Source organism: Symploca atlantica LB2515 (assembly GCF_052546295.1).
This window is the reverse complement of the sequence record NZ_JBQWMT010000001.1, coordinates 2,187,680-2,209,969: the sequence shown is the minus strand read 5'-3', so window position 1 is coordinate 2,209,969 and position 22,290 is coordinate 2,187,680. Positions and strand designations below refer to the sequence as shown.

Below are 22,290 nucleotides of genomic sequence, written 5' to 3'. Positions count from 1 at the left end.
CCTCTGCATTCTAGAAGTGGTTTATCTCTTCGTATCTTGTTTTTCCAGATGGACTCTGTTGGCTGTGTTTTTCTTGCTGGGGTTAGAACCTCAAGTTTTCTAAGTGTAGTATCTACTCCGAGTAACCTCCGATATGAGAATCCTTCTGGTAGAAGATGATGTGCAACTTGCTGAAGCACTGGCAGAGGCGCTCTCTGATCAGCGCTATGTACCGGATGTTGTTAATGATGGAGAAGCGGGTTGGGCCCAAGCCAAAGTTATTAGTTATGATTTGATTTTGCTAGATGTCATGCTGCCTAAACTGGATGGTATCAGCCTGTGCCGTAGATTGCGCTCTAATGGTTATAGCACCCCAATCCTGCTAATTACTGCCCGCGATACTAGCACTGACAAAGTCAACGGTTTGGATGCTGGAGCGGACGACTACGTAGTTAAACCAGTTGATCTGCCAGAGTTATTAGCTAGGGTGCGTGCTCTATTGCGTCGAGGTAGTACTTCCTCACCGCCGGTATTAGAGTGGGGAGGCTTGAAGCTTGATCCATCCAGTTATGAAGTTACCTACCTTGATCAGCCTTTGCGTCTAACTCCTAAAGAGTATTCTCTACTAGAGTTATTTATGCGTAATGGCAAGCGGGTACTCAGCCGCAGTGTGATTATTGAACATGTCTGGTCTTTCGAGGCTCCTCCATCGCAGGATACCGTGAAAGCTCATATAAAGAGCTTGCGCAATAAACTTAAAGTGGCGGGTACTCCAGATAATTTGATTGAGACGATCCATAGCATTGGTTACCGCCTCAGACCACTGTCTTAACTTTTATTTACATAAAAAAAACTTAATTCTTTTATGTTTATTGCCTAAATTTTTCACTTGTTGGGTGTAAACTCAATTCAGTTAAGAAAGTATAGGCTATCGTGTGGCTACTCCAGTTACCTGGTTGACCACCTGTAGCTTGTCCACCCTGCCTGAAATCGGGAGATTTTATCCGTGCTAGAAGTACAGGATCATTCGTCCTACAGAAGGTCACCATGCGCTGAGCACCTCAATTGGACTAACGCTCGCTACTGGTTCCTGAAAGCGAGGTTATGGTCAATGTCTAAAAGACCGGGAAATCCGGAACCGGAACTAGTCAACAAGGAAATTGAAAATGCTGTGGAGCTTGATGCGGATAGAATCTCCAAAAAAATCTTTGTGGCTCATGAAGTAAGCCTTAGGTTAGTTAACGGCCTAAGCAAAAAAAATTTTGGACACCACACTTCTATCAAAGATCAGCCCCAACAATCGTCCAATCCCCAGCTTCCCTATCGATTTCGAGAATTGGGTGCGCCACTAAGGAATTGTACTTATCATAGAGGGGTTAAGCAGATTGCTCAAATTAGCACTTTTTTGAGTAAGTATCCAATCTATCATCAACTCAAGCTATGTTATTTTCCTTCCCCCGGCTTTGGCAGTGTTTTCTATGATTCGGCGACAGACTATTAGAATAATTGAACTAGCTCAAGGCTGGTTTTTTTTTCTCTACTATCTAGAGACTTTAGCAATAAAGCTCCAGTCTAATCTTTACTCAACATGCCTCTTGCGACTAAACAGGAGCTGCTTAATGCCAGCATCCTAGGTGATTGAGCTGAAATGTTTGATTAATGAGCCCAGTCTCCACTATTGGAGCCCTAGTAAGCTCTAACTCAAAATATTGTGACCTGCTGTCCGAGCTAACTGCCTAGATTGAGCCTATGAGATTAACTCAAAGTAGGATTTTGCCCCCTGTTTAGCCACTGCAACACCAGTTGCTGATTAATTAGACCTTAAAAATTTAGTTTCTAACTATGACTGACTTTTTGTAGAACTACCCATTTGAAACTTGGATAACTAGCTGATGACTCAACAAGGCAAGTCAATTAGATTTCTCCGGGCTTTATTTACTAGATAAAATCAGCCGTTTTATCAGTACAAAGCTTCATGATTAGCCCAAAATGAGTGCTAATCAAAGTTAGGTTAAACTTGGCAATTTAATTATCTCAGGAAGAAACCAACATGAAAGAGTTTAAGAGATTGACATTAACAACTTCCCTGGTAATTTGCAATAATAACAAGGGGGTGAAATGGCAAATTGAAGCTATCGAGTGTGCTAAATTAGAGCGAATGAGGTGCTTCTGAATCAATACCAGCGTTTTGACAACTTGGTAAAAATAAGAGCAGAGTATGATTTCTCGCAGTCAGTTAACATTAGGGAAATGTCGGACTAAAACTTACGGCATCTCTCATTCTCAAATTGCAGCTTAATCCCAGTAGCCAATTGCTGATTAGTAGTAAAATTCACAAAAAAAATGCAGCTAATGACTCAAAATTTCCACGGTTCGTCCTCTGAATGCACTGAGAAAATCCTCTGCTGCTATGTCAATGGAACAAGTAACATCTTAATCACTCGGATTACAAATATTCCCAACTGGTATTTCGAGCGCGTTGTTTTTCCTAAAGAACGCTTTTTATTTGAAGCACCACCTGCTGCACAGCTAGAAATCCATCGCTCTACACTAAATGAAGCAACCCTATCGGATAGTATTTCTTGTAAATACCTGCGTGTTGGTGATTCAAATAGCACTAGCAAAGTGACAGAGTCTTCTAACACAATTGCTAATGCTAAGATGGTTAATAACCTAGAATTTTCCAGAGAATCTGTGAAGATTTGAGCCAGCAATAGCTGGTTTTTTCTTGTTAATTCAGGGTTTAGGGTATAGCTTACTCTAAACCCTGAATTAACTGAGTACTCAATAGTGAGGAACTTCTCTGCTGTTCATTCTCTGCAAGGAAATAAGGAGAGTTCCGCCCCGCAACCAGTTAAAGTTTAAAAAGAGTGCGGTGAATGAGTTTTGACAACTAAACTGGTTTACACTTGCTCTTCCAATAAAAACAATAAAAATAGTTAATAGAGTTTTTTCGATTTGATATTAACCACTAGCTATTTTAGACTCCTCTGGTGTCCTTATGAACACGCCGGAGGAGTCAATATTTATCAGTGACTTACAGCAGATTTCAACTTACCGAGGTATAGCACAGGTATCAGGTATTGCTTATTAGGTGCTAAAAAAACCTACAATCCTCAACTCATTACCCAATACCTGTAAGCCACAATCCATTACCTACCACTGACAAACTTTATTTCCTTAATGCCCTAACTATCCTACTCCACTTCCACGAGAACCGCTATGTAGCAATTTCCATGGAAGTGGAGTAGGGTTATCTCTTTTCTGACGCCTGACTCCTTAATTTATAGCCAATCTCCCTTGATAACACTCTTTCAACGGGGGTGACTAAAAGCTTTGGTTACATAGATAAAGTTCACTTACTCTTCGGGAACACCTACAGTGAACGCGGACTAAATCAAAATAGGGGTATTAGACCTTCAGTTGTTACCAGGCGTACTCTATCCAATAGAACAGCCATAACAACCGGTAATCATAGCACCAATTTTCGATGAAATAGATGGTGAAATTTTCCTCCTGAAAGAGTAATTTATCTGTAAATCAGTAAATATTTTTTTTGCTAATTTTCCTCTGGGCAAATTAATTTATCTTAGATATTAAAGGTAACTCACTATCCTTAATTTATGGAATATTTTTATTTAAGACTTTTTTTTGAAGCTTTGATAAACTCTCGTTAAATTTTCTCGAAAAGAATTGCATAATTGCTTTTTCCGCCAAGAAAATTGTGTTTTTTTCGTAAACCTACTTGTTGAATAAGAGTAATTAATGTAATAATTCTGATCAAGCATTAAAATTCCTTCTCCTGATAGAGGTTAGTCTTTGTATTCAAGAGTAGGAACTACATTTTTAACATCTTCCCTGTTTTTTTTAGCTTTAGAGACTACCTAGATTGACGACCCATATCCAAAAAGTCTATTAATTAGGCTACTCCGCAATTTTTGAATACCAAATTGAACCTTTCGTTTTTAAGCAAGTAAAACTTATGTCTAACAAGCTTTCTCTACCTAGTGAGCATGTACTTGGTATTTCTATTACTGCTCTCAGTTTTGATGACCAGATGCAAGCAATTTTGACTTGTGCAAAACGTGCCGAGTCCAGAACTGTATGTGTAGCAAATGTACATATGCTTGTAGAAGCTCATTCAGATCTAGATTTCGCAAAAGTCTTAGATAATGCCGATGTCATCACTCCCGACGGCATGCCTCTAGTCTGGATGATGAGACAAAGAGGGCTACACACCCAAGATCGTGTGGCAGGTTTAGATATTATTTTGGCTATGTGTAAGTTGGCTCAACTACATAACGTCAGTGTCTTTTTCGTGGGTTCTCAAACCGAAATTCTTCAGCGTATGAGAACAAGGTTAGATAAAGAATTCCCCAACCTTAAAATTGCTGGTATGGAGCCTTTACCCTTTCGTCCGATGACTCTGGACGAAGATGAAGCTATTATTAAGCAGATTAATGAAAGTGGAGCTGGTTTGGTATTTGTTTCACTAGGATGTCCCAAACAAGAACGCTGGATGGATCAGCATAAGGGTAAGATTCAGGCAGTCATGATTGGACTAGGAGGAGCTTTTCCTGTATATGCAGGACTCAAAAAACGAGCACCAGCTTGGATTCGCAATATAGGGCTTGAATGGCTTTATCGTTTAGGTCAAGAACCGCGAAGACTAGCGCGTCGTTACTGGGGAACAAATATAGCTTTTTTGTGGATGCTTATCAAGCAATCTCTAAAGTATAATAGTAGCCCTGGAGTTTGCCGTGAATAATTTTAAGTGACAATTGAATCAGAGTAGTGCACTACGAGGTAAGTTTAATATAAAAAGCAACTAGTAACCTTATTTTACGTTTAGTTTTTAATTTACTAGAGACATGGCGATTTCAATAAATAAAAACTAATTGATAAACTAGTTGAAGTTTAATTATTAAGATGTAAAAGGACTCTTACTTAATAAAGCATCTCATCTCTGGGAGTCCTTTTGCTGTTCTATTGCTTGAGGAAGGCTACCAAAGAGTCAATTAATATAGTGAATACTCAGCTATTTGGGCTAATAAGGTGGAAATCTGGGATGCTAAAGCTTAGATGCCCAGCTCGTAATCCCTCTTTATTTCCCCAAGTGACGAAAGAGGGATTACTACTAATGAGTGGTAGGTAAAAAGGCGATCGCAAATCCGAAGCTGGGAAAACATCATTAAACTGGACTTGCAAAATCAAAAAAACTAGAGTTGAGATTTTTTAAGTTGGGGTTCTTTGAGTAATTAAGGCTAACTCCAGGCTGCCGCTTTTCTTCTAGTTGTTAAGGGTTATATCCTACATAAAGGGATACACCGATCATATTGCCTGTACTCAGGGCGTCCCTTCTTAAAGTCTTAGTCTCGCCATTACGAGTTTCCTCAACCTGAATTGTGTAAGTTGGACCAAAGGCAATTTCCCTATATACAGCGGAAACCGCAGAGTCCTGATTAAGTAACACCGGTATTTTGGGGTCACTAACTCCCTGTGCTGGATAGAATAAACCGCCCAGAATCTCGGTCTTACCACCATTAAGTGTTGCCGCTACTGTATTGCCGAACTCGGTTTTGTAGCCAAGCAACCAAGCCAAACCGCCATCATTCTTAATCAGCGGCTCAGGTGGTGGTGACTCACAATTAAGCTGGCGGGCGTACATCTTTTGTCCTTTACCGATGTTGATCCGAGCAGCTACAATGTTTTCGATAAACCAGGTACTGGTGTTGCTCGTACTCAAGAAACTCGGTCCTATGGAGTGCCGAACCACTACAGGCTGAGATGCCGCATTCTCCAAAACACCATTGTCAAAGTTAAATCGCTCTAGGAGTACGGGGTTATCCTGGTTCTCGAAACGGAATAAAATGTTGTCAGAACTAAGCCACGAATGAAAGCCGACGAGGTCGCGAACATTACCACGTACAATTACTGGCTTGTTGATTCTGTAGCGTCCTGAAGGAAAGTAAACCGTGGTTTTGCCTGAGTCAATAGCTTTCTGGATACCTTCAGAGTCGTCTAGCTCGTCATCGCGTTTGGCACCATAGGCTTCGACATTGGCCCAATTGTTTAGATCGTGGTCAAAAAACTTTGGTGTCTCTTCAACTGCCAAGTTCAGGGTTTTCGGTGGAGAATTGAAGAGGCTGATAGGGGTAGCTGAGACAAACTCTTTTATCTGTGGACCGGCTACAAGCTTATCTCCACTCTTAATCGCAGCTTTGTATCCTTCAACCTTGACGTTGCGAACCAGAATTTGGCTGTTGTTTTCGATGGCAACTGCCTGTGGTGAACCGCCACGGAGTTCCGAGTCAATCAACACGACTGGTCCTGGCCAATCGCCGCCGTTGCTGAAAGCCGGAACTGAATTAATGCTAGTCAGCTTGCGGATAGCCAGTACGTTGTCTTTATTTTCAATGCCAACTAAGTTCTGGTTTTCTAAACGGATGTTTTCCAGGGTAATGCTGTATAAAGCTGAGCCACTCCGGATGCCGATATCGAAACCCTTAACAGTAACCTTTTTAATCAGACAAGGGCCGACTTCGCGGGTTAAATTCAGACCAACTACCCCTTTACCATCACCAGAGACAATGACAACGTTCTCCATCGCGCCAGTATTACTAGCATTGAAATCTACCCCCATCGCACCGGGATTGCCTTTCCCGGTATCGAAAGTCATGTCAAAAATGTAGTTATTGTGGGCGCGATTGCCAGCGCCAGTATCCCCAGTGCCCAAGGAACCAGAGCGGGTTATGGGTTTGGGTTGCTCAGGGTCACTGAAGCCTGAGGCATTGTTCTTAAGTCTAATTATGGTTTGCTCAGTTCCTTCACCTTGCCAGGTAAGGAAGGCTCCAAATATGCCGTCCTGTCCTTTCCAGTCAATTGTCTCACTGACTAAATAGGTTCCCGCTGGGAATAAAAGTGTTCGATGATTAGTCAAGTTTTCCTGCACGGCTCGGCGGATGGCTGCTGTGTCGTCGTTAACACCATCGCCCTTAACACCATAGTCCCGCACGTTTACCAAGTTAGCATCAGCAGGATAAACAACGTTTGCTGGTACCGGACTGCTCACTGAAGCCCAGAGGCAAGAAGGAAGTACTATCAGGCATAGTAGACTGCATAGAGCTAGGGAAAAGTACTTTCCCGCCGCGAGATGCCGACGTACCGCTGCGCGGTTTTTAGGTCTTGACCCTTGGGTTTGACGTAGTGGGAGACCTAGCAACAACACTTTCTGAAGAATTTTGCGATGCCATTTACTGTAAGTCCTGACTGAGAAACAGATCAAGCGATTTTCCATGACTTTCTTATTGAGTCTTTCTCCAGTTAAGACTGTTAACTCTATCCTGGGTTTTAGGAAGGTAATATCTATCTCTTTGTAAGGATTATTACGTTTAAGCTCATTGCTCCATATGCTCCGGTGCGCCTTCCCTACTTATGGATCGGATGAGTTAGGTTAGCTTCAAATTAAGAAGAGCATATTCGCGAATTTTATCATCAATTGTGACTTAATAGTCTAGATGAAAATTTCACAGTAGTCTCAAATATTAATTTTCTTAAAGATAACGTAAAGATAGCCCTCTCTATAATGACATTTGGCAAGGTAGTTGTTTAAGATAGGCCAAGTCAGGTGGTTTTATTACTCAAGCTTATCTAAGACTGTTTTTGAAATACTGGTATCCTTATCGTTTGCCCAAAAGCATCTACAAATATTTCTAAAAAAATCGTATTATTCACGGCGAATAATCTAGGAGATTCATCAGTGGATAGTGCAATTAATTCGGCAAACAATAGTGTGACTGTTTTCCCTTTTTGGGGAATTTTACGCGAGGACTTTGTAACTTTAAAACAGGCTTGAATTAGGCAGATTACGAAAACCCATCTTAATAGTACGGATCTAGTAGTAGTTAGGCAAAGAATGAAACTAGGTAAATCCCCAAAAAATAGATAGGATTTTAGCTGTCTTTGACTGGTTACTTAGAAAGCTTGAGCTAAACTTAGTTTGACTATCCGCTAAAAAGTAGGTTGAAAATCAAGAATCATCAAAGCCCGTAGATTGGTTTATTGGTCTGTTGTTTAATCTGCTGAATTTCGTCAGAACTTGGTTTGCCAAGAGCTTGATCGAGTTTAAACTATATCTGCATCAACCATTTCCTAACAAGTATTTTTGCCAAGTTTGTGAAAAGAAATGGGTCGTTAACACGAGACGTTTTCTTATGAAAGTAGCGATTCTTGCTGGCGGTCTGGGTACTCGCCTTGCCGAAGAAACCGAAAGCAAACCCAAGCCCATGGTAGAAATTGGCGGTAAGCCAATTATCTGGCACATCATGAGGCATTATGCCCACTATGGTCTCAATGATTTTGCTATTGCCCTTGGCTATAAGGGTGAGGTGATCAAAAAATACATGGTGGACTACTGTTCCCTCAACAGTAACCTCACAGTAAACCTCCAAAATGGAGAAATCAAAAAGCATGGTGGTGATCAACAAGATTGGACTGTTGATTTAATCGACACCGGTATCACAACTAATACTGGCGGTCGCATTAAACGCCTTGCCCCCTATTTAAACAACGAGACATTTATGCTGACTTGGGGGGATGGGGTTTCTAACATAAATTTGCAAAGTTTACTGGAATTCCATCGCTCTCATGGCAAGTTAGCTACCTTAACTGCGGTACGTCCAACAGCAAGGTTTGGTCACTTAGAACTTAATGGTGACCAGATTACGGAATTCTCGGAAAAGCCCCAGACGCGAGAGGGCTGGATCAATGGTGCATTTTTTGTACTAGAACCGGGAATTTTTGACTATATCGAAGGCGATGATATCCAGTGGGAAAAGGCACCACTAGAGGGATTAGCCAAAGATGGTCAACTAATGGCTTATCAACATAACTCGTTCTGGCAATGCATGGACACCCTGCGCGACAAGCGCTTGTTGGAAAGCCTTTGGCAGAGCGGTAATGCACCATGGAAAACTTGGGAGGAAAAAGATGCGAGTATTATTGACGGGTCACAAGGGTTACATCGGGACGGTCATGGTGCCTATGCTACTAGCCAAAGGACATGAAGTTGTCGGACTAGATAGCGACCTTTTTGAGCGCTCCACATTTGGAGAGGGAATTCAGGATATCCCGGAACTGATCAAAGATGTCCGCGATGTTGAGATATCTGACCTCGAAGGATTTGATGCTGTATTTCATCTAGCAGGGTTGTCCAATGACCCATTAGGCAACCTGAATCCAGACTTAACATCTGAGATCAATCATCTGGCTTCAGTACATCTGGCTAAGTTAGCCAAAGAAGCAGGAGTCGCACGCTACGTCTTTTCCTCTTCTTGCAGTAACTATGGTGCAGGTGGTGAAGACTGGTTAACCGAAGAATCGCAGTTTAACCCAGTCACACCCTACGGCATTTCCAAAGTGCGCGTTGAACAGGACGTTACTCAGTTAGCAGACGATAACTTCAGTCCTGTCTTTCTGCGCAATGCTACTGCCTACGGTGTATCACCCCGCCTGCGCTTTGACTTGGTACTTAACAATCTAGTTGCCTGGGCCCTGACTACAGGTCGAGTTTATATCAAGAGCGATGGCACCCCCTGGCGTCCGATTGTCCATATTGAAGATATTTCACGGGCTTTTATTGCTGTTCTCGAAGCACCACGTGATTTAGTCCATAATCAAGCTTTCAATGTGGGACGAAACGAAGATAACTATCAAATTCGAGAACTGGCTGACATTGTTCAAGAAACAGTCCCTGGCTGTCAGATTGAATATGCCAAGGATGCTGGACCTGATAAGCGCTGTTATCGGGTTGACTGTAGCAAAATTGCCCAGACCTTGCCAGAATTCCAACCACAATGGAACGCTCGCAAAGGAGCCCAAGAATTATACGCTGCCTATCAAAAAGTTGGGTTAACCCTAGAAGAATTTGAAGGGCCCAAATACCAACGCATTGCTCACATCCAACAATTACTGAGTACCGGACAGTTGGATGAAAATCTACGCTGGAGAACTAAAGCACCAGTATCTACTACAGTGAGTTAAGAGGATTGTCAAACAATGCCTGAATCCCAGCCAACTTGCCGTGCTAGTGGCAATTCTGACCTAGAGTTAATTATTCCTTTCGGTTACACTCCTCTAGCCGATGGACTGCTCACCAAAGACCAGCTAGATCAACCAGAGTATACTGCTCCCCTTGACTTAGCTTTCTCTCCCAGTTCTGGGCTAGTTCAAATCACAGAAACCGTTCCCCCAGAAATTCTGTTTTGTCAGGATTACCCCTATTTTTCTTCCATCTCGCCGTCATTGCTAAAACACTTTGGTGATAGTGCCAAAGCCCTGATCCAATCCAGGCAACTGGGTGCCAACAGCTTCGTGATTGAAGCTGCCAGTAACGATGGCTATATGCTCAAGAACTTTGTTGAAGCAGGCATTCCCGTACTAGGTATTGACCCAGCTTCCGGGCCAGCCGAGGCAGCTCAACAAGCAGGTATCCCTACTCTTTGTACCTTTTTTACTGAAGAGCTAGCTAAGAAGCTGCGTTTTGAAGGCAAGGAGGCGGATGTCTTTTTAGCCAATAATGTCTTGGCCCATGTGCCAGACTTGAACGGTTTTGTTGAGGGCATTAGTATCTTACTAAAAGATACAGGCGTGGCAGTAATTGAAGTGCCTTATGTTGTTGACTTGGTGGATCACTGCGAATTTGACACCATTTATCACCAACATCTGTGCTACTTTTCCGTGACTGCTTTGGACAGGTTATTCAGAAAACATTCTTTATTTCTCAATGACATCAAGCGTGTCCCGATACATGGAGGCTCGCTGCGCTTGTTTGTAGAGCCAAAAGAAGCAGTCAAAGACTCAGTTAAATTACTCTTGCAACAAGAGGTAGAACGCAAGGTCGATCAAATCGATTACTATCGTGATTTTGCTGCTCGTGTCCGTGAAATCAAGCACTCTTTACTAGATATTCTCTGGGATCTTAAAAAACAAGGGAAGAAGGTTGCTGCCTATGGTGCAGCAGCGAAAGCAACAACAATGTTGAGCTATGTTGGTATTGATAAAACGCTCGTTGATTATGTAGTGGACTTAAACAAGTTCAAACACGGTCGCTATATGGGCATCAATCATCTACCAATTTTCCCACCATCAAAACTTCTAGAAGATATGCCAGACTACGTCCTGATTCTGGCTTGGAATTTTGCTGAAGAAATTATGCAGCAGCAGGATGAGTATCGGCAAAAGGGCGGGAAGTTTATCGTCCCAATTCCACAACCCAAGATTGTATAGCTATACCATAATCATAGCTCCCGGATACCTCTGTCTGAGTGCGTCAATCTTTTGGATTAATTTTTGGGTTTTGCGACCAATTAAATTCCGATTTAGGAGCAAATATGTCCCAGTCATTACTAGCTAGTCTGGAAAATACCGCTACGCTAGCCGAGCATGTCTGTCCCAACTGCGGTCACAAGGAGTTGTGGCTTTTCTATGAAATCCGCAATGTGCCAGTTCATAGCTGCTTGATGCTTTCCAGCCAGCAGGAGGCCCTGGAATTCCCCTGTGGTGATGTTGTTTTGGGGTTTTGCGAGCATTGTGGTTTTATAACTAACGTGGTGTTTGATCCTCAGTGGTCGGCTTATGCGCCCAATTACGAAGATCAACAGAGTTTCTCACCAACATTCAATCAGTTTGCTCTTGATTTGGCTAATCGCCTGATTGAGAAATACGATCTTCGTCACAAAGATATTGTTGAGATTGGTTGCAGCAAGGGCGATTTCTTGTTACTGCTGTGCGAGTTAGGTCAGAACCGAGGCGTTGGTATTGATCCCTCTACAGCGCCAGGGCGAGTCCAAAGCGAAGCGGCTGACCGCGTAACTTTTATTCGAGACTACTACTCGGAGCGTTACGCTGACCAGGTGGGCAATTTTATTTGCTGCCGTCATACCTTGGAGCATATTCATCCTACTGCTGAATTTGTCAGTACTGTAAGACGCTCCATTGGCGAGCGCCTTGATACAGTTGTCTTCTTTGAAATCCCAGATACAACCCGTGTATTGCAGGATTTGGCTTTCGAGGATATCTACTATGAGCATTGCTCTTATTTCACACCTGGGTCACTAGCCCGCCTATTCCGTTCCTGCGGTTTTCAAGTAACTGACCTATATCGAGCTTATGGAGAGCAGTATCTCTTAATCGAGGCTCGACCTGTAGCTACGCCCTCTGAAAAGATACATCCTTTGGAAGAGAGTCTTGAGCAGACAATCCAGGATGTCAAGCACTTTGCTACCAGCATCCGCAAAAAACTGGAGTATTGGAAGCAGCATCTACAGAAGATGCAAGAGCAGGGGAAACGAGTCGTTGTTTGGGGTTCAGGTTCCAAGTGTGTTGCCTTTCTGACCACTCTTGATACCATAGACAAAATTGAATACGTTGTTGACATTAACCCCCATCGTCATGGCAAATTCATTCCTGGAGTTGGGAAACAAATCATGTCACCGGAATTTTTGAAGGACTACAAACCTGATCAAGTGATTGTGATGAATCCCATTTACTGCAATGAAATTCAGCAAATGCTCAATGAGATGGGGGTAATGACAGAAGTCATATCTCTCTGAAAAATTACTTAAATTGAGGGCACTTTTTAGCTCTAATCTGATCAGTTAATCATCTAAGTCATGATTAACTGATCATCCATAATTTATAAATCAGTAATTTATAAATCAGTGCATGTATTTCTTACTCTCTCTAGGCATGATTGACCTGAAAGCAAGCTACAAATGCACGCAAGTTTTTTACTATCTTTCTCGTATGTGAATCAACTCATAAAGAAATCGGCACCTAGACTTGTTTCTTTCAGTCTGCTTATAGTGTTGCTCACTACACTCTCACCATTTAATTTTTCCTTAATCGATGATTTATCTGTCAAAACTATTGCTAACAGTTTTCATCATCCGAGCAATGTTAGAGACTGGCTAGCCAACATTTTATTGTTCCTTCCCCTTGGCTTTAGTCTTACTTATCTGATGCCAACAAGAGGACTAAGATGGATAGGAACACTTGTCGTCGTCTTGTTGGTCAGTTTCAGCCTATCTCTGGGAGTTGAAGTTCTCCAGGTATTTCTACCATCGAGGTCACCCACACTTCTAGATATTTTCGCCAATAGCTTAGGCGGTTTTTTCGGCTTTTTGTGTTTTCTTCTAATAAGACTAATATTCCTTTTTGAGCTTGAAAAATGTCTTTCGATCAAGAAGCTAGTAGGCAGCTTTTTGGGATATGCCACCATAGCTTTTGCGATTTTGATCGCTTTACAAAATAACACACATCTTACTAATTGGGACTCAACGTTTCCTCTGTCAATGGGCAATGAGTCAACAGGAGATCGACCGTGGCACGGATATATTTCTGAAGTATGGATTTCTAATAGAGCCATCTCAGATAAGGAGGTAACACAGAGCTTTTCTAGAAACTATCCCACGGTTGCAATTGAAGATTCTCTGGTGGTTTTTTATCAGCTTATAGGTCAAGGAAGCTATGCCGATCAAGCTGGACATCTACCAGATCTATTCTGGCAAGGAAAACTTCTGGATAATCAAAATAGGGCAGATGTTTTACTAACTCCAAGTCATTGGCTTAAAACATTAACACCTGCAACCTATTTAACCCAAAAGATCTGTCAGGCTTCTCAATTTACCTTGAGTACCACTGTTGCCACTGCCAATACTACGCAGAGCGGACTTGCGCGAATTATCTCTCTTTCAGGTGATCCTTATCATCGAAACTTTACTCTTGGGCAAGAGGAAACTAATCTAGTATTTCGACTGCGAACACCACTTACTGGAGAAAATGGAACAACTCCCGAACTAATTGTTCCTAATGTTTTCGCTGATACTAATCCCCACCAACTAATCATCACCTATGATGGTTCATCTCTGCGATTATATATCGATCAACTAAAAAAGCTATACTCTATTAATCTTAATTCTGGGCTGACTTTGTTTCAGTTTTTATCACCTTTAGATAACGATTGGAGTATTCAGCTCAATACTTTTAATCCCAAAATTTCTACGATGCTTTGTTATGCATTAATTTTTATACCTCTAGGATTTATCTTAGCTCTGATCACTACTATAATGAGAGGTAAATTTATTTTCTATATCTTCTTGATTTGTGGTGGAGTAGTATTGCCTGGCTTGATATTAGAAGCTATGTTGGCAATTGAGAATCACAGAAATATGGGTTTAGAAAATACGCTAACAAGTATAGTAATCACGTTAGTTGCCCTGCTCTTATTTAGGGTGCCTTTTAAAACTCACTTGAACTTTCGCCAGCAGTTATGAACTTAGTTTACCGCAAAAAAGATAACCTTTCAAGACAAACTAAATACCGCAAAAAACAACAGTCTTCGCAGAGTAAAAAGTTTTAGGAGTACAAATATAAATGAACACATCAGCTAATCAAAGCACTAGCACCGATACACCCCCAGATTTAGAGCTATTTTTTGAAATGCTGGAGGTTCCAGTCTATTGCAATCTTTTGTGGTCAGAGCAGCAAGCCGCAAAAAACTGTCCTAAGGGAGATATCAAACTGGCTTTTTGCCCTAACACTGGTCTGATTATCAATGTAGCGTTCGATCCTACCAAGTTGGGCTATTCCCAAGACTATGAAAACTCTTTGCACTACTCTCCTCGATTTCAGGAATACGCCCAATCTCTAGCTTCCTCGTTGGTGGAACGTCACAATCTTTATGACAAAGATATTATCGAGATTGGCTGCGGCAAAGGTGATTTTTTGATCTCGTTGTGCGAATTTGCTAATAACCGAGGAGTGGGTTTTGACCCTAGTTATGTTCCTAGAGCAGAGCATAGTCCTTTGCAAGACCGCGTCCAGTTTATTCAGGATTTTTATTCAGAGCGCTACAAAAACTATAAAGCAGATTTCATTTGTTGTCGGCACACACTTGAACACGTTCCGAATCCATCTGACCTGCTCGAACCACTGCGACAAGCGATCGGCGATCGCCTCGATACCGTTGTGTTCTTTGAAGTCCCTAATGCACTGCATACCTTTCGCAATCTTGCGGTCTGGGACATCATCTATGAACACTGCTGCTACTTCGCCCCTACTTCTATGGCGCACGCTTTTTCTACTCATGGGTTCCAGGTTTGCGATCTCAAGGAGACGTTTGAAAGTCAGTTCCTTTGCCTTGAAGCTTTGCCAGTGCCTGGCGAAATCGCCCCCAGTGAGAATCGAAAAGATGAAGTTGAGGCTTTATCGAAAGATATTGCCACTTTCAAAGCGAAGTTCGACGCTTTAGTAGAAACTTGGGAGCAAAAGCTGACACAAATTGCTAATGCCGAGCAACGAGCTGTCGTGTGGGGTGCAGGATCCAAAGGGGTTACTTTCTTGAATATCCTCAGCAACCAAGACTCGATTGAATACATTGTAGATCTTAACCCCCGCAAACAAGGGATGTACGTTGCTGGCACGGGACAGAAAATTGTTCCACCGGAATTTTTGCAGGAGTATCAACCGGATGTAGTAATTGTAATGAACCCGATCTATGAAGCAGAGATTCGAGAGCTAACTACAGTTTTGGGTTTGACTCCTGAGCTAATCTCCGTGTGAAGTAGATATTTTGTTAGAAGGCTGCTCTGTCAGTATTAGCGTGTTGGTTACTTAATTTTAGGGACACAAGCCAAGCTTGTGTCCCTAGTTACTTTTTAAGAGCAATCTTGGAGTCTCCTGACTGACAAAAGTTTCTAACTTAACAAGGTAAAGACAAAATTTAGGATGAGTTTTCTGAATTTCTCTGAGTTAGAAATTTAATTCACTTACTGAAAAACTGCTGTTTTTTTATATTTTGAATATTTAATATTCTACAAATTCTCCGTGAAGTTACTGTAAATAACCCCTATAAGTCCATATAGGAAATTAAAATGAGGATGCTTCCACAAAATTATCCATTTGCACAGTTTTACAAATAACCTTTTAAATTTGAGGTTATTTTTTCTAATCAAAATTAAGCGAATGGTGATTAATTTGTATTTATAGTCAGATGAAATCTACCGATAAAACCTTGAAAACACTGATATTCACTAATTTTCTACTACATGAACTTCGCGATGCCAAATGTTCGAGTTTCCTCTCTCCGCCAGAGACAAGAACAACTAAATGAATGCTTTGCCCTGGCGACTTGCCAGTATTCTTACAGCCCCAGCACCCTCGTTTTCATTGACTCATCAGTTGATCAATACCAGAGTTTAGCGGATGGCGTTAATCCCGGAGCAGAAGTATTCATTCTTGACGCTACAAGAAATGGCATTGCTCAGATTACTGAAGTAGTGCAACAACACACCAACTTTGAAGCGATTCACATTGTCTCTCATGGCTCACCGGGAAGTCTTCAGTTAGGCAATACGAAACTAAGTCTAGGCACTTTAGATGACTATGCCAATGACTTAAAAATCTGGTCATTAACTTCCTCTCTCTCTTCCATTCTTCTGTACGGCTGTAATGTTGCCGCCGGAGACGCAGGTGAAGTATTTATCAAACAACTTCAGGAACTAACAGGGGCAACTATTGCCGCTTCTGCCAAGCTGACTGGTAGTAAAGCTTTGGGAGGAGATTGGAATCTAGAGGTCACTACAGGCGAGATTCCAATCTCTCTAGCATTTCCGACGGCAGTAAGGGAAGCCTACAATTTTGTTTTTGCTGAGCCTTTCAATTCAGATGATTTCAATAGCTCCAATCTCGATTCTAACCTATGGACTTTCGTTAATCCTCTAGGTGACAGTTCATATCAGCTAACAGGAACAGGAACAGAAAATGCCTATCTAGAGCTATCAGTTGCCAGTGGTTCTGGACACGACGCCTGGAACACCAACAACGCAGTGCGGGTGATGCAGGCGGCACAAGATACTGACTTTGAACTGGAAGTTAAATTTGCCTCACAGCCATCACAGAGATATCAGATACAGGGACTCATTGTTGAGCAAGATGCCAATAATTGGCTGCGCTTCGATACCTATTACGATGGCTCACAGCTGAATGTCTTTGCCGCGGCTACCACTAACGGTTCATCACAAGCTAAGTTCAGCGTTCAGGTTGTATCTGGTTCAGCCCCCTACTTGCGAGTAAATCGTCAAGGGGATGTCTGGACTCTACAGTACTCCGCAGACGGAGTTAACTGGTCAGCAGCAGGAAGCTTCACTCAAGCCTTAACAGTCAGTTCCGTGGGAACATTTGCTGGGAATGCAGGAGATTCACCAGCCTTCACAGCCCAGGTAGACTACTTCTTCAACACCGCAGCACCGATTGTCCCAGAAGATGGAAGTGGTGAACCCTTACCGAACCAAGCACCCGCAGCTAATAACGATACTGCTACCGTTGTTCCCAATAGCTCAGTCGAAATCAATGTTCTGAGCAACGACACTGATAGTGATGGTAATGTTAATGCTTCCAGCGTTGCTATTAGTGGCAATCCTGCTAACGGTAGTGTGACAGTAGACTCGGTTAGTGGTCTAATTACCTACACCCCCAATGCTGGTTTTATCGGTACTGATAGCTTCAGTTACACGGTGGAAGATAATGAGGGAGAGTTATCTAATCCGGCTACAGTCAACCTCACTGTGGAGGAACCACCTGCCAATCAGGTACCGATAGCCAATAACGATACTGCCACACTCACCACCAATAGCTCAGTCGAAATCAATGTTCTGAGCAACGACACTGATAGTGATGGTAATGTTAATGCTTCCAGCGTTGCTATTAGTGGCAATCCTGCTAACGGTAGTGTGACAGTAGACTCGGTTAGTGGTCTAATTACCTACACCCCCAATGCTGGTTTTATCGGTACTGATAGCTTCAGTTACACGGTGGAAGATAATGAGGGAGAGTTATCTAATCCGGCTACAGTCAACCTCACTGTGGAGGAACCACCTGCCAATCAGGTACCGATAGCCAATAACGATACTGCCACACTCACCACCAATAGCTCAGTCGAAATCAATGTTCTGAGCAACGACACTGATAGTGATGGTAATGTTAATGCTTCCAGCGTTGCTATTAGTGGCAATCCTGCTAACGGTAGTGTGACAGTAGACTCGGTTAGTGGTCTAATTACCTACACCCCCAATGCTGGTTTTATCGGTACTGATAGCTTCAGTTACACGGTGGAAGATAATGAGGGAGAGTTATCTAATCCGGCTACAGTCAACCTCACTGTGGAGGAACCCCCAGCATTTGCCTTCAACTCAGATGATTTTAATAGTTCCAATCTTGATCCTAACCTGTGGACTTTGGTCAACCCATTAAACGATGGGTCGGTGCTAATGAAGGGTGTGGGTACTGGAGATGCCTATCTAGAGTTGTCAGTGCCGGGTGGAACCTCCCACGATCTGTGGGGATATCGAAAAGAAGCGGTTCGCGTCATGCAGCCTGCAGAAAACACTGATTTTGAGCTGGAGGTGAAATTCGCTTCAGGACTGACAGCAAACCAGACACAGGGGTTTCTCATTGAACAGAATGATAACAACTGGATAAGGTTTGACACTTATCATGATGGCTCAAACTTAAAAGTTTTTGCTGCAACTACTAACAATGATTCATCACAATCAAAGATTAACATTGTTGCATCTGGTGACGCCTCATATCTAAGGGTGAATCGTCAGGGAAATACGTGGACAATGAACTACTCTGCTGATGGAGTGAACTGGTTAACTGCGGGAAGCTTTAACCAAAACTTGGAGGTAAGTTCGGTAGGAGTATTTGCCAGCAACTCTTCCAGTCAAGGACGTTTTCCCTCCGCCTTCACAGCGCAGGTGGATTACTTCTTCAACACCGCAACGCCCATAACACCGGAAGATGGCAACCCATCTGACGATAATCTTGCTCCGTTAATTGGTAGCGTGCAGCGCTTCAACCATGGAACAGACACAGTAGAGTTGTCTTGGTTTACCGATGAGGCAGCGACAGGTACAGTTGATTACGGAGCAACCACTGCATACGAGTTGGGTTCTGTGAACACCACTGGTGGTTTGTATAAGCATTCGGTAATGCTTACTAATTTATTACCAGGCAATACGTACAACTACAAAATTCAATCTGAGGATATCTCTAATCAGGTCGCCTTTTCGGAAAATTTTGAGTTTGTCTTCAATCCGAACCCACCAGCACAGATAGACATTTGGTATGGATTGAACCAGACTTTTGGACAAATCGGCCAGCCCCAGGACTGGGTCAACCTTCTTGGCAACGTGTACGACCCAGACGGTATTTCTTCGCTTACTTATTCCCTTAACGGTGGTTCAGAGATTCCTATCGCAGTGGGAGTAGACGGTCGCCGATTATCGTCACTGGGTGACTTCAATATTGACCTTGCTTACGCCGCTCTGGACGCTTCGCCACTTGACGACGTAGTCAAAATCACTGCTATAGATGGCTTGGGAAATGTCTCAACTGAAACAGTTACGGTTGAATACGAGTCAGGTAATTCTTGGCCAGAGCAGTACTCCGTTGACTGGAGTTCCGTCACAAATATTCAAGATGTAGCGCAGGTGGTTGATGGTTTATGGACTTTGGAGGGCAATGGAGTCCGTACCGCTGAACCGGGTTATGACCGCCTCATTGCAATTGGTGATGCATCCTGGGATAACTTTGAGGTAACAGTTCCGATAACAATCAACGCTCTAAGAACCGGTCCTGAAGGGAGTGGTGTGGGAGTTATCGTGGGATGGAACGGACATACCGACAACCCCGTAACAGCTTGGCAACCTAAATCTGGCTTTCTTCCTCTTGGTGCTGCTGCTTGGTACTACAATAACCAACTGGAAATTACTGGAAATACCTGGAATTTTAGTCCTCTCAACCAAGCACCTCTGACTTTACAAGAGGGGTTTACCTACAACTTCAAAGTACGGGTAGAGACAGCTCCAAACCTTGTTGATACTATCTATAGTCTCAAGGTCTGGCAAGAAGGTCAGACAGAACCAACGGAGTGGAGCTTACAGGGACAACAAAGCAATCATCTTGATGGTTCTATAGTACTGGTTGCTCATGAACACGACGTTACTTTTGGCAACGTAACGATAATTCCCCTAGGAGAAGATATTCCCAACCAAGCTCCAGTTGCCAACGATGACCAGGTGTCAGTTGTTCCAGCTAATTCAGTAGTCATCGATGTACTCAGTAACGATAGCGACAGTGACGGTACACTCAATCCCAACACACTGGAGATTGTCGATGCACCCAGCCACGGTACACTCAGCCTTAATAATGGCCTGATTACTTATACCCACGACGGTTCTGAGACCAGCTCAGATAGTTTTACTTACACCGTTGAAGATAACTATGGGGAGACTTCCAATGCAGCAACGGTAGATATTAGCGTAGAGACGCAACTGCTAGCTTTTGACTCTGACGATTTCAACAGTGCTACCTTAGACTCTCGATGGAGCTTTGTAGATCCTTTGGGCGATGGTTCTTTTGAGTTGACAACGCCAGGAGCTGGTGAAGCTTATCTGGAGTTGTTAGTTCCTAGCAGTTCTTCTTCTCACGACATATGGAATACCAACAAAGCTGTACGGGTGATGCAGGATGCCGAAGACATAGATTTCCAACTGGACGTGAAGTTTGCCTCAGAACCATCTGCAGGATATCAAATTCAAGGTCTCGTCATTGAGCAAGATGCTAACAACTGGCTGCGATTTGACACGCTCCATAACGGCTCACAATTACATGTCTTTGCGGCAGCTACCGTTAACGGGTCGTCACAGGTAAAGCTCAATGTCCCGGTCACCTCTGCTACTGCCTCTTACTTACGAGTGAATCGCCAAGGGGATGTCTGGACACTAGAGTACTCTGCTGATGGGTCAAATTGGACGGCAGCAGGTAGCTTTACCCAGGCTATAACAGTTGATTCAGTGGGTACTTTTGCCGCTAACCATCCAGTCGGTGGAACTGCCCCAGCTTTCACGGCAAAGGTAGATTATTTCTTTAACTCAGCCGCACCTATTTTCCTTGAGGATGACGGTCTTCCCGGCGTAGCACTGACTCAAACAGGAAACAGTACCAGTGTGATTGAGGGAGGCTTCGATGATAGCTATAATTTGGTCTTGGCTAGTGCACCAACTGCTGACGTCACCATCAACTTAACGACAGATGATCAGATTAGTACCAATACCTCAGCACTGACATTTACCCCCACAAATTGGAATGTACCTCAAATCGTCACGGTTAGCGCTTTGGATGATGCTGTTTCCGAAGGTCCCCATACTAGCAACATAAGTTTCGTTGTCAGCAGTACTGACTCTAACTACGATGGTCTGAGTGTTCCTAGCCTCGATGTTGCTATCAGTGATAATGACGTACCAATTCGTATTAATGCTGGTGGTGACGCATATACTGACAGCTCAGGCAAGCAATGGTCAGCTGACACAGGATTTGTTGAGTTTGATGGAGTCTACATATCACCTCATACGGTACACAGTACTGATGATTTACCTCTATTTACTACAGAGCGCTATGGGAAGGTACTCTCCTACGAGATTCCCATAGTCAATGGTACTTATGATGTGAACCTCAGCTTTATTGAAAACGTCTTTACCTATAGTGGTGGACGAGTATTTGATGTTAGTATTGAGGGGCAATTAGTTCTCGATAATTTTGATATCTGGGATGAATTTGGGATCCTTGACAGGCTTTTAACTAAAACTTTTGAAGATGTTGAAATCACTGACGGAGTCCTTAATCTTGACTTCCAAGCAAGCGCTAGCAATGCCTTTACTCTAGGTATTGAGGTTTTGCAGCCTGGTTCGGATATTGTACAGCAGGAAGAGGGCAACAGTATTCTCAGTGGTGAGGATAGCAACGATACCCTAGTTGGTGTTAATCCCAATGCTGCCAATCCAGGACAGGGTGAGCAAGATGTCTTTACTGGACATGGTGGTGTTGATCGATTCATACTAGGAGATGAGATTAATGCTTACTACGATGACGGCATTGCTAACAGTAATGGTCTAGATGACTACGCCTTGATTGTTGACTTTAGCCGAGGCCAGCAAGATATTATTTACCTCCACGGTAATGAGAGTAACTATAGACTAGAAACTGCACCGCAAGGACTGCCTAGTGGTACCGCTATATTTCTCCAGACTGCTGACCAGGATGAGTTGATTGCTATTGTTCAAGGAGCTACTGATCTGGCTCTTGCCAGTCCCTCCTTTGAGTTTCTCTAAAGTTAGACTAACTCAGCTTATAAGGCAGTAACTTTATGAGCTGAGTTAGTTCCTCGCACTGTGAAAACCAGTGTCTGGTTTA

Annotated in this window: 12 protein-coding genes and 1 pseudogene; 12 read left to right on the top strand and 1 reads right to left on the bottom strand. The window is 42.9% G+C overall.

Features of this window, described 5'->3' with window-relative positions; translation table 11 throughout:
* Nucleotides 1-133: 133 nt before the first annotated feature.
* The 4 genes from ACT7WV_RS09285 (at nucleotide 134) to ACT7WV_RS09270 (ending at nucleotide 4,747) form a co-directional block, all read left to right on the top strand.
* Nucleotides 134-811, top strand: a complete 678-nt coding sequence (locus tag ACT7WV_RS09285) for a response regulator transcription factor (protein WP_445102633.1) — start codon at nucleotides 134-136, stop codon at nucleotides 809-811.
* 279 nt (nucleotides 812-1,090) lie between these two features.
* Nucleotides 1,091-1,480, top strand: a complete 390-nt coding sequence (locus tag ACT7WV_RS09280; protein WP_445102632.1) for a hypothetical protein — start codon at nucleotides 1,091-1,093, stop codon at nucleotides 1,478-1,480.
* Between the two features lie 851 nt (nucleotides 1,481-2,331).
* Nucleotides 2,332-2,685: a DUF1830 domain-containing protein gene (locus ACT7WV_RS09275; RefSeq protein ID WP_445102631.1), complete on the top strand. Its 354-nt coding sequence runs from the start codon at nucleotides 2,332-2,334 to the stop codon at nucleotides 2,683-2,685.
* A gap of 1,276 nt (nucleotides 2,686-3,961) precedes the next feature.
* Nucleotides 3,962-4,747 (top strand): WecB/TagA/CpsF family glycosyltransferase, encoded by a 786-nt coding sequence (locus tag ACT7WV_RS09270; RefSeq protein WP_445102630.1) that lies wholly within the window; start codon nucleotides 3,962-3,964, stop codon nucleotides 4,745-4,747.
* A gap of 528 nt (nucleotides 4,748-5,275) precedes the next feature.
* Here ACT7WV_RS09270 and ACT7WV_RS09265 read toward each other — a convergent pair.
* Nucleotides 5,276-7,276: a glycosyl hydrolase family 28-related protein gene (locus ACT7WV_RS09265; RefSeq protein ID WP_445102629.1), complete on the bottom strand. Its 2,001-nt coding sequence runs from the start codon at nucleotides 7,274-7,276 to the stop codon at nucleotides 5,276-5,278.
* A gap of 916 nt (nucleotides 7,277-8,192) precedes the next feature.
* On the opposite strand from ACT7WV_RS09265, the gene rfbF reads away from it, so the two are divergent.
* The 8 genes and pseudogenes from rfbF (at nucleotide 8,193) to ACT7WV_RS09225 (ending at nucleotide 22,208) form a co-directional block, all read left to right on the top strand.
* Nucleotides 8,193-9,044 (top strand): glucose-1-phosphate cytidylyltransferase, encoded by an 852-nt coding sequence (rfbF, locus tag ACT7WV_RS09260; protein WP_445102628.1) that lies wholly within the window; start codon nucleotides 8,193-8,195, stop codon nucleotides 9,042-9,044.
* Nucleotides 9,022-10,020 (top strand): NAD-dependent epimerase/dehydratase family protein, encoded by a 999-nt coding sequence (locus tag ACT7WV_RS09255; RefSeq protein ID WP_463424238.1) that lies wholly within the window; start codon nucleotides 9,022-9,024, stop codon nucleotides 10,018-10,020. Before rfbF ends, ACT7WV_RS09255 begins: the two co-directional genes overlap by 23 nt.
* A 15-nt stretch (nucleotides 10,021-10,035) precedes the next feature.
* On the top strand, nucleotides 10,036-11,265 hold the full coding sequence (locus tag ACT7WV_RS09250) for a methyltransferase domain-containing protein (protein ID WP_445102626.1): 1,230 nt from the start codon (nucleotides 10,036-10,038) through the stop codon (nucleotides 11,263-11,265).
* A 104-nt stretch (nucleotides 11,266-11,369) separates the two neighbouring features.
* The gene (locus tag ACT7WV_RS09245; RefSeq protein ID WP_445102625.1) at nucleotides 11,370-12,590 is read left to right on the top strand and encodes a class I SAM-dependent methyltransferase; all 1,221 of its coding nucleotides are present in this window, start codon (nucleotides 11,370-11,372) and stop codon (nucleotides 12,588-12,590) included.
* Nucleotides 12,591-12,752: 162 nt separating this feature from the next.
* Nucleotides 12,753-13,166 (top strand): annotated as a pseudogene (locus ACT7WV_RS09240) (VanZ family protein); the annotation flags it as partial.
* Nucleotides 13,167-13,241: 75 nt separating this feature from the next.
* Nucleotides 13,242-14,312, top strand: a complete 1,071-nt coding sequence (locus ACT7WV_RS09235) for a LamG-like jellyroll fold domain-containing protein (protein WP_445105611.1) — start codon at nucleotides 13,242-13,244, stop codon at nucleotides 14,310-14,312.
* Between the two features lie 100 nt (nucleotides 14,313-14,412).
* A complete protein-coding gene (locus ACT7WV_RS09230) occupies nucleotides 14,413-15,600 on the top strand; it encodes a class I SAM-dependent methyltransferase (RefSeq protein WP_445102624.1) in 1,188 nt (395 codons plus the stop codon).
* A gap of 497 nt (nucleotides 15,601-16,097) precedes the next feature.
* A complete protein-coding gene (locus ACT7WV_RS09225) occupies nucleotides 16,098-22,208 on the top strand; it encodes an Ig-like domain-containing protein (protein WP_445102623.1) in 6,111 nt (2,036 codons plus the stop codon).
* The last annotated feature ends 82 nt before the right edge of the window (nucleotides 22,209-22,290 follow it).

Coding starts and splice junctions, on each gene's coding strand:
- ACT7WV_RS09285 (WP_445102633.1), top strand. CDS start 134: ATGAGAATCCTTCTGGTAGAAGATGATGTGCAACTTGCTGAAGCACTG.
- ACT7WV_RS09280 (WP_445102632.1), top strand. CDS start 1,091: ATGTCTAAAAGACCGGGAAATCCGGAACCGGAACTAGTCAACAAGGAA.
- ACT7WV_RS09275 (WP_445102631.1), top strand. CDS start 2,332: ATGACTCAAAATTTCCACGGTTCGTCCTCTGAATGCACTGAGAAAATC.
- ACT7WV_RS09270 (WP_445102630.1), top strand. CDS start 3,962: ATGTCTAACAAGCTTTCTCTACCTAGTGAGCATGTACTTGGTATTTCT.
- ACT7WV_RS09265 (WP_445102629.1), bottom strand. CDS start 7,276: ATGGAAAATCGCTTGATCTGTTTCTCAGTCAGGACTTACAGTAAATGG.
- rfbF (WP_445102628.1), top strand. CDS start 8,193: ATGAAAGTAGCGATTCTTGCTGGCGGTCTGGGTACTCGCCTTGCCGAA.
- ACT7WV_RS09255 (WP_463424238.1), top strand. CDS start 9,022: ATGCTACTAGCCAAAGGACATGAAGTTGTCGGACTAGATAGCGACCTT.
- ACT7WV_RS09250 (WP_445102626.1), top strand. CDS start 10,036: ATGCCTGAATCCCAGCCAACTTGCCGTGCTAGTGGCAATTCTGACCTA.
- ACT7WV_RS09245 (WP_445102625.1), top strand. CDS start 11,370: ATGTCCCAGTCATTACTAGCTAGTCTGGAAAATACCGCTACGCTAGCC.
- ACT7WV_RS09230 (WP_445102624.1), top strand. CDS start 14,413: ATGAACACATCAGCTAATCAAAGCACTAGCACCGATACACCCCCAGAT.
- ACT7WV_RS09225 (WP_445102623.1), top strand. CDS start 16,098: ATGCCAAATGTTCGAGTTTCCTCTCTCCGCCAGAGACAAGAACAACTA.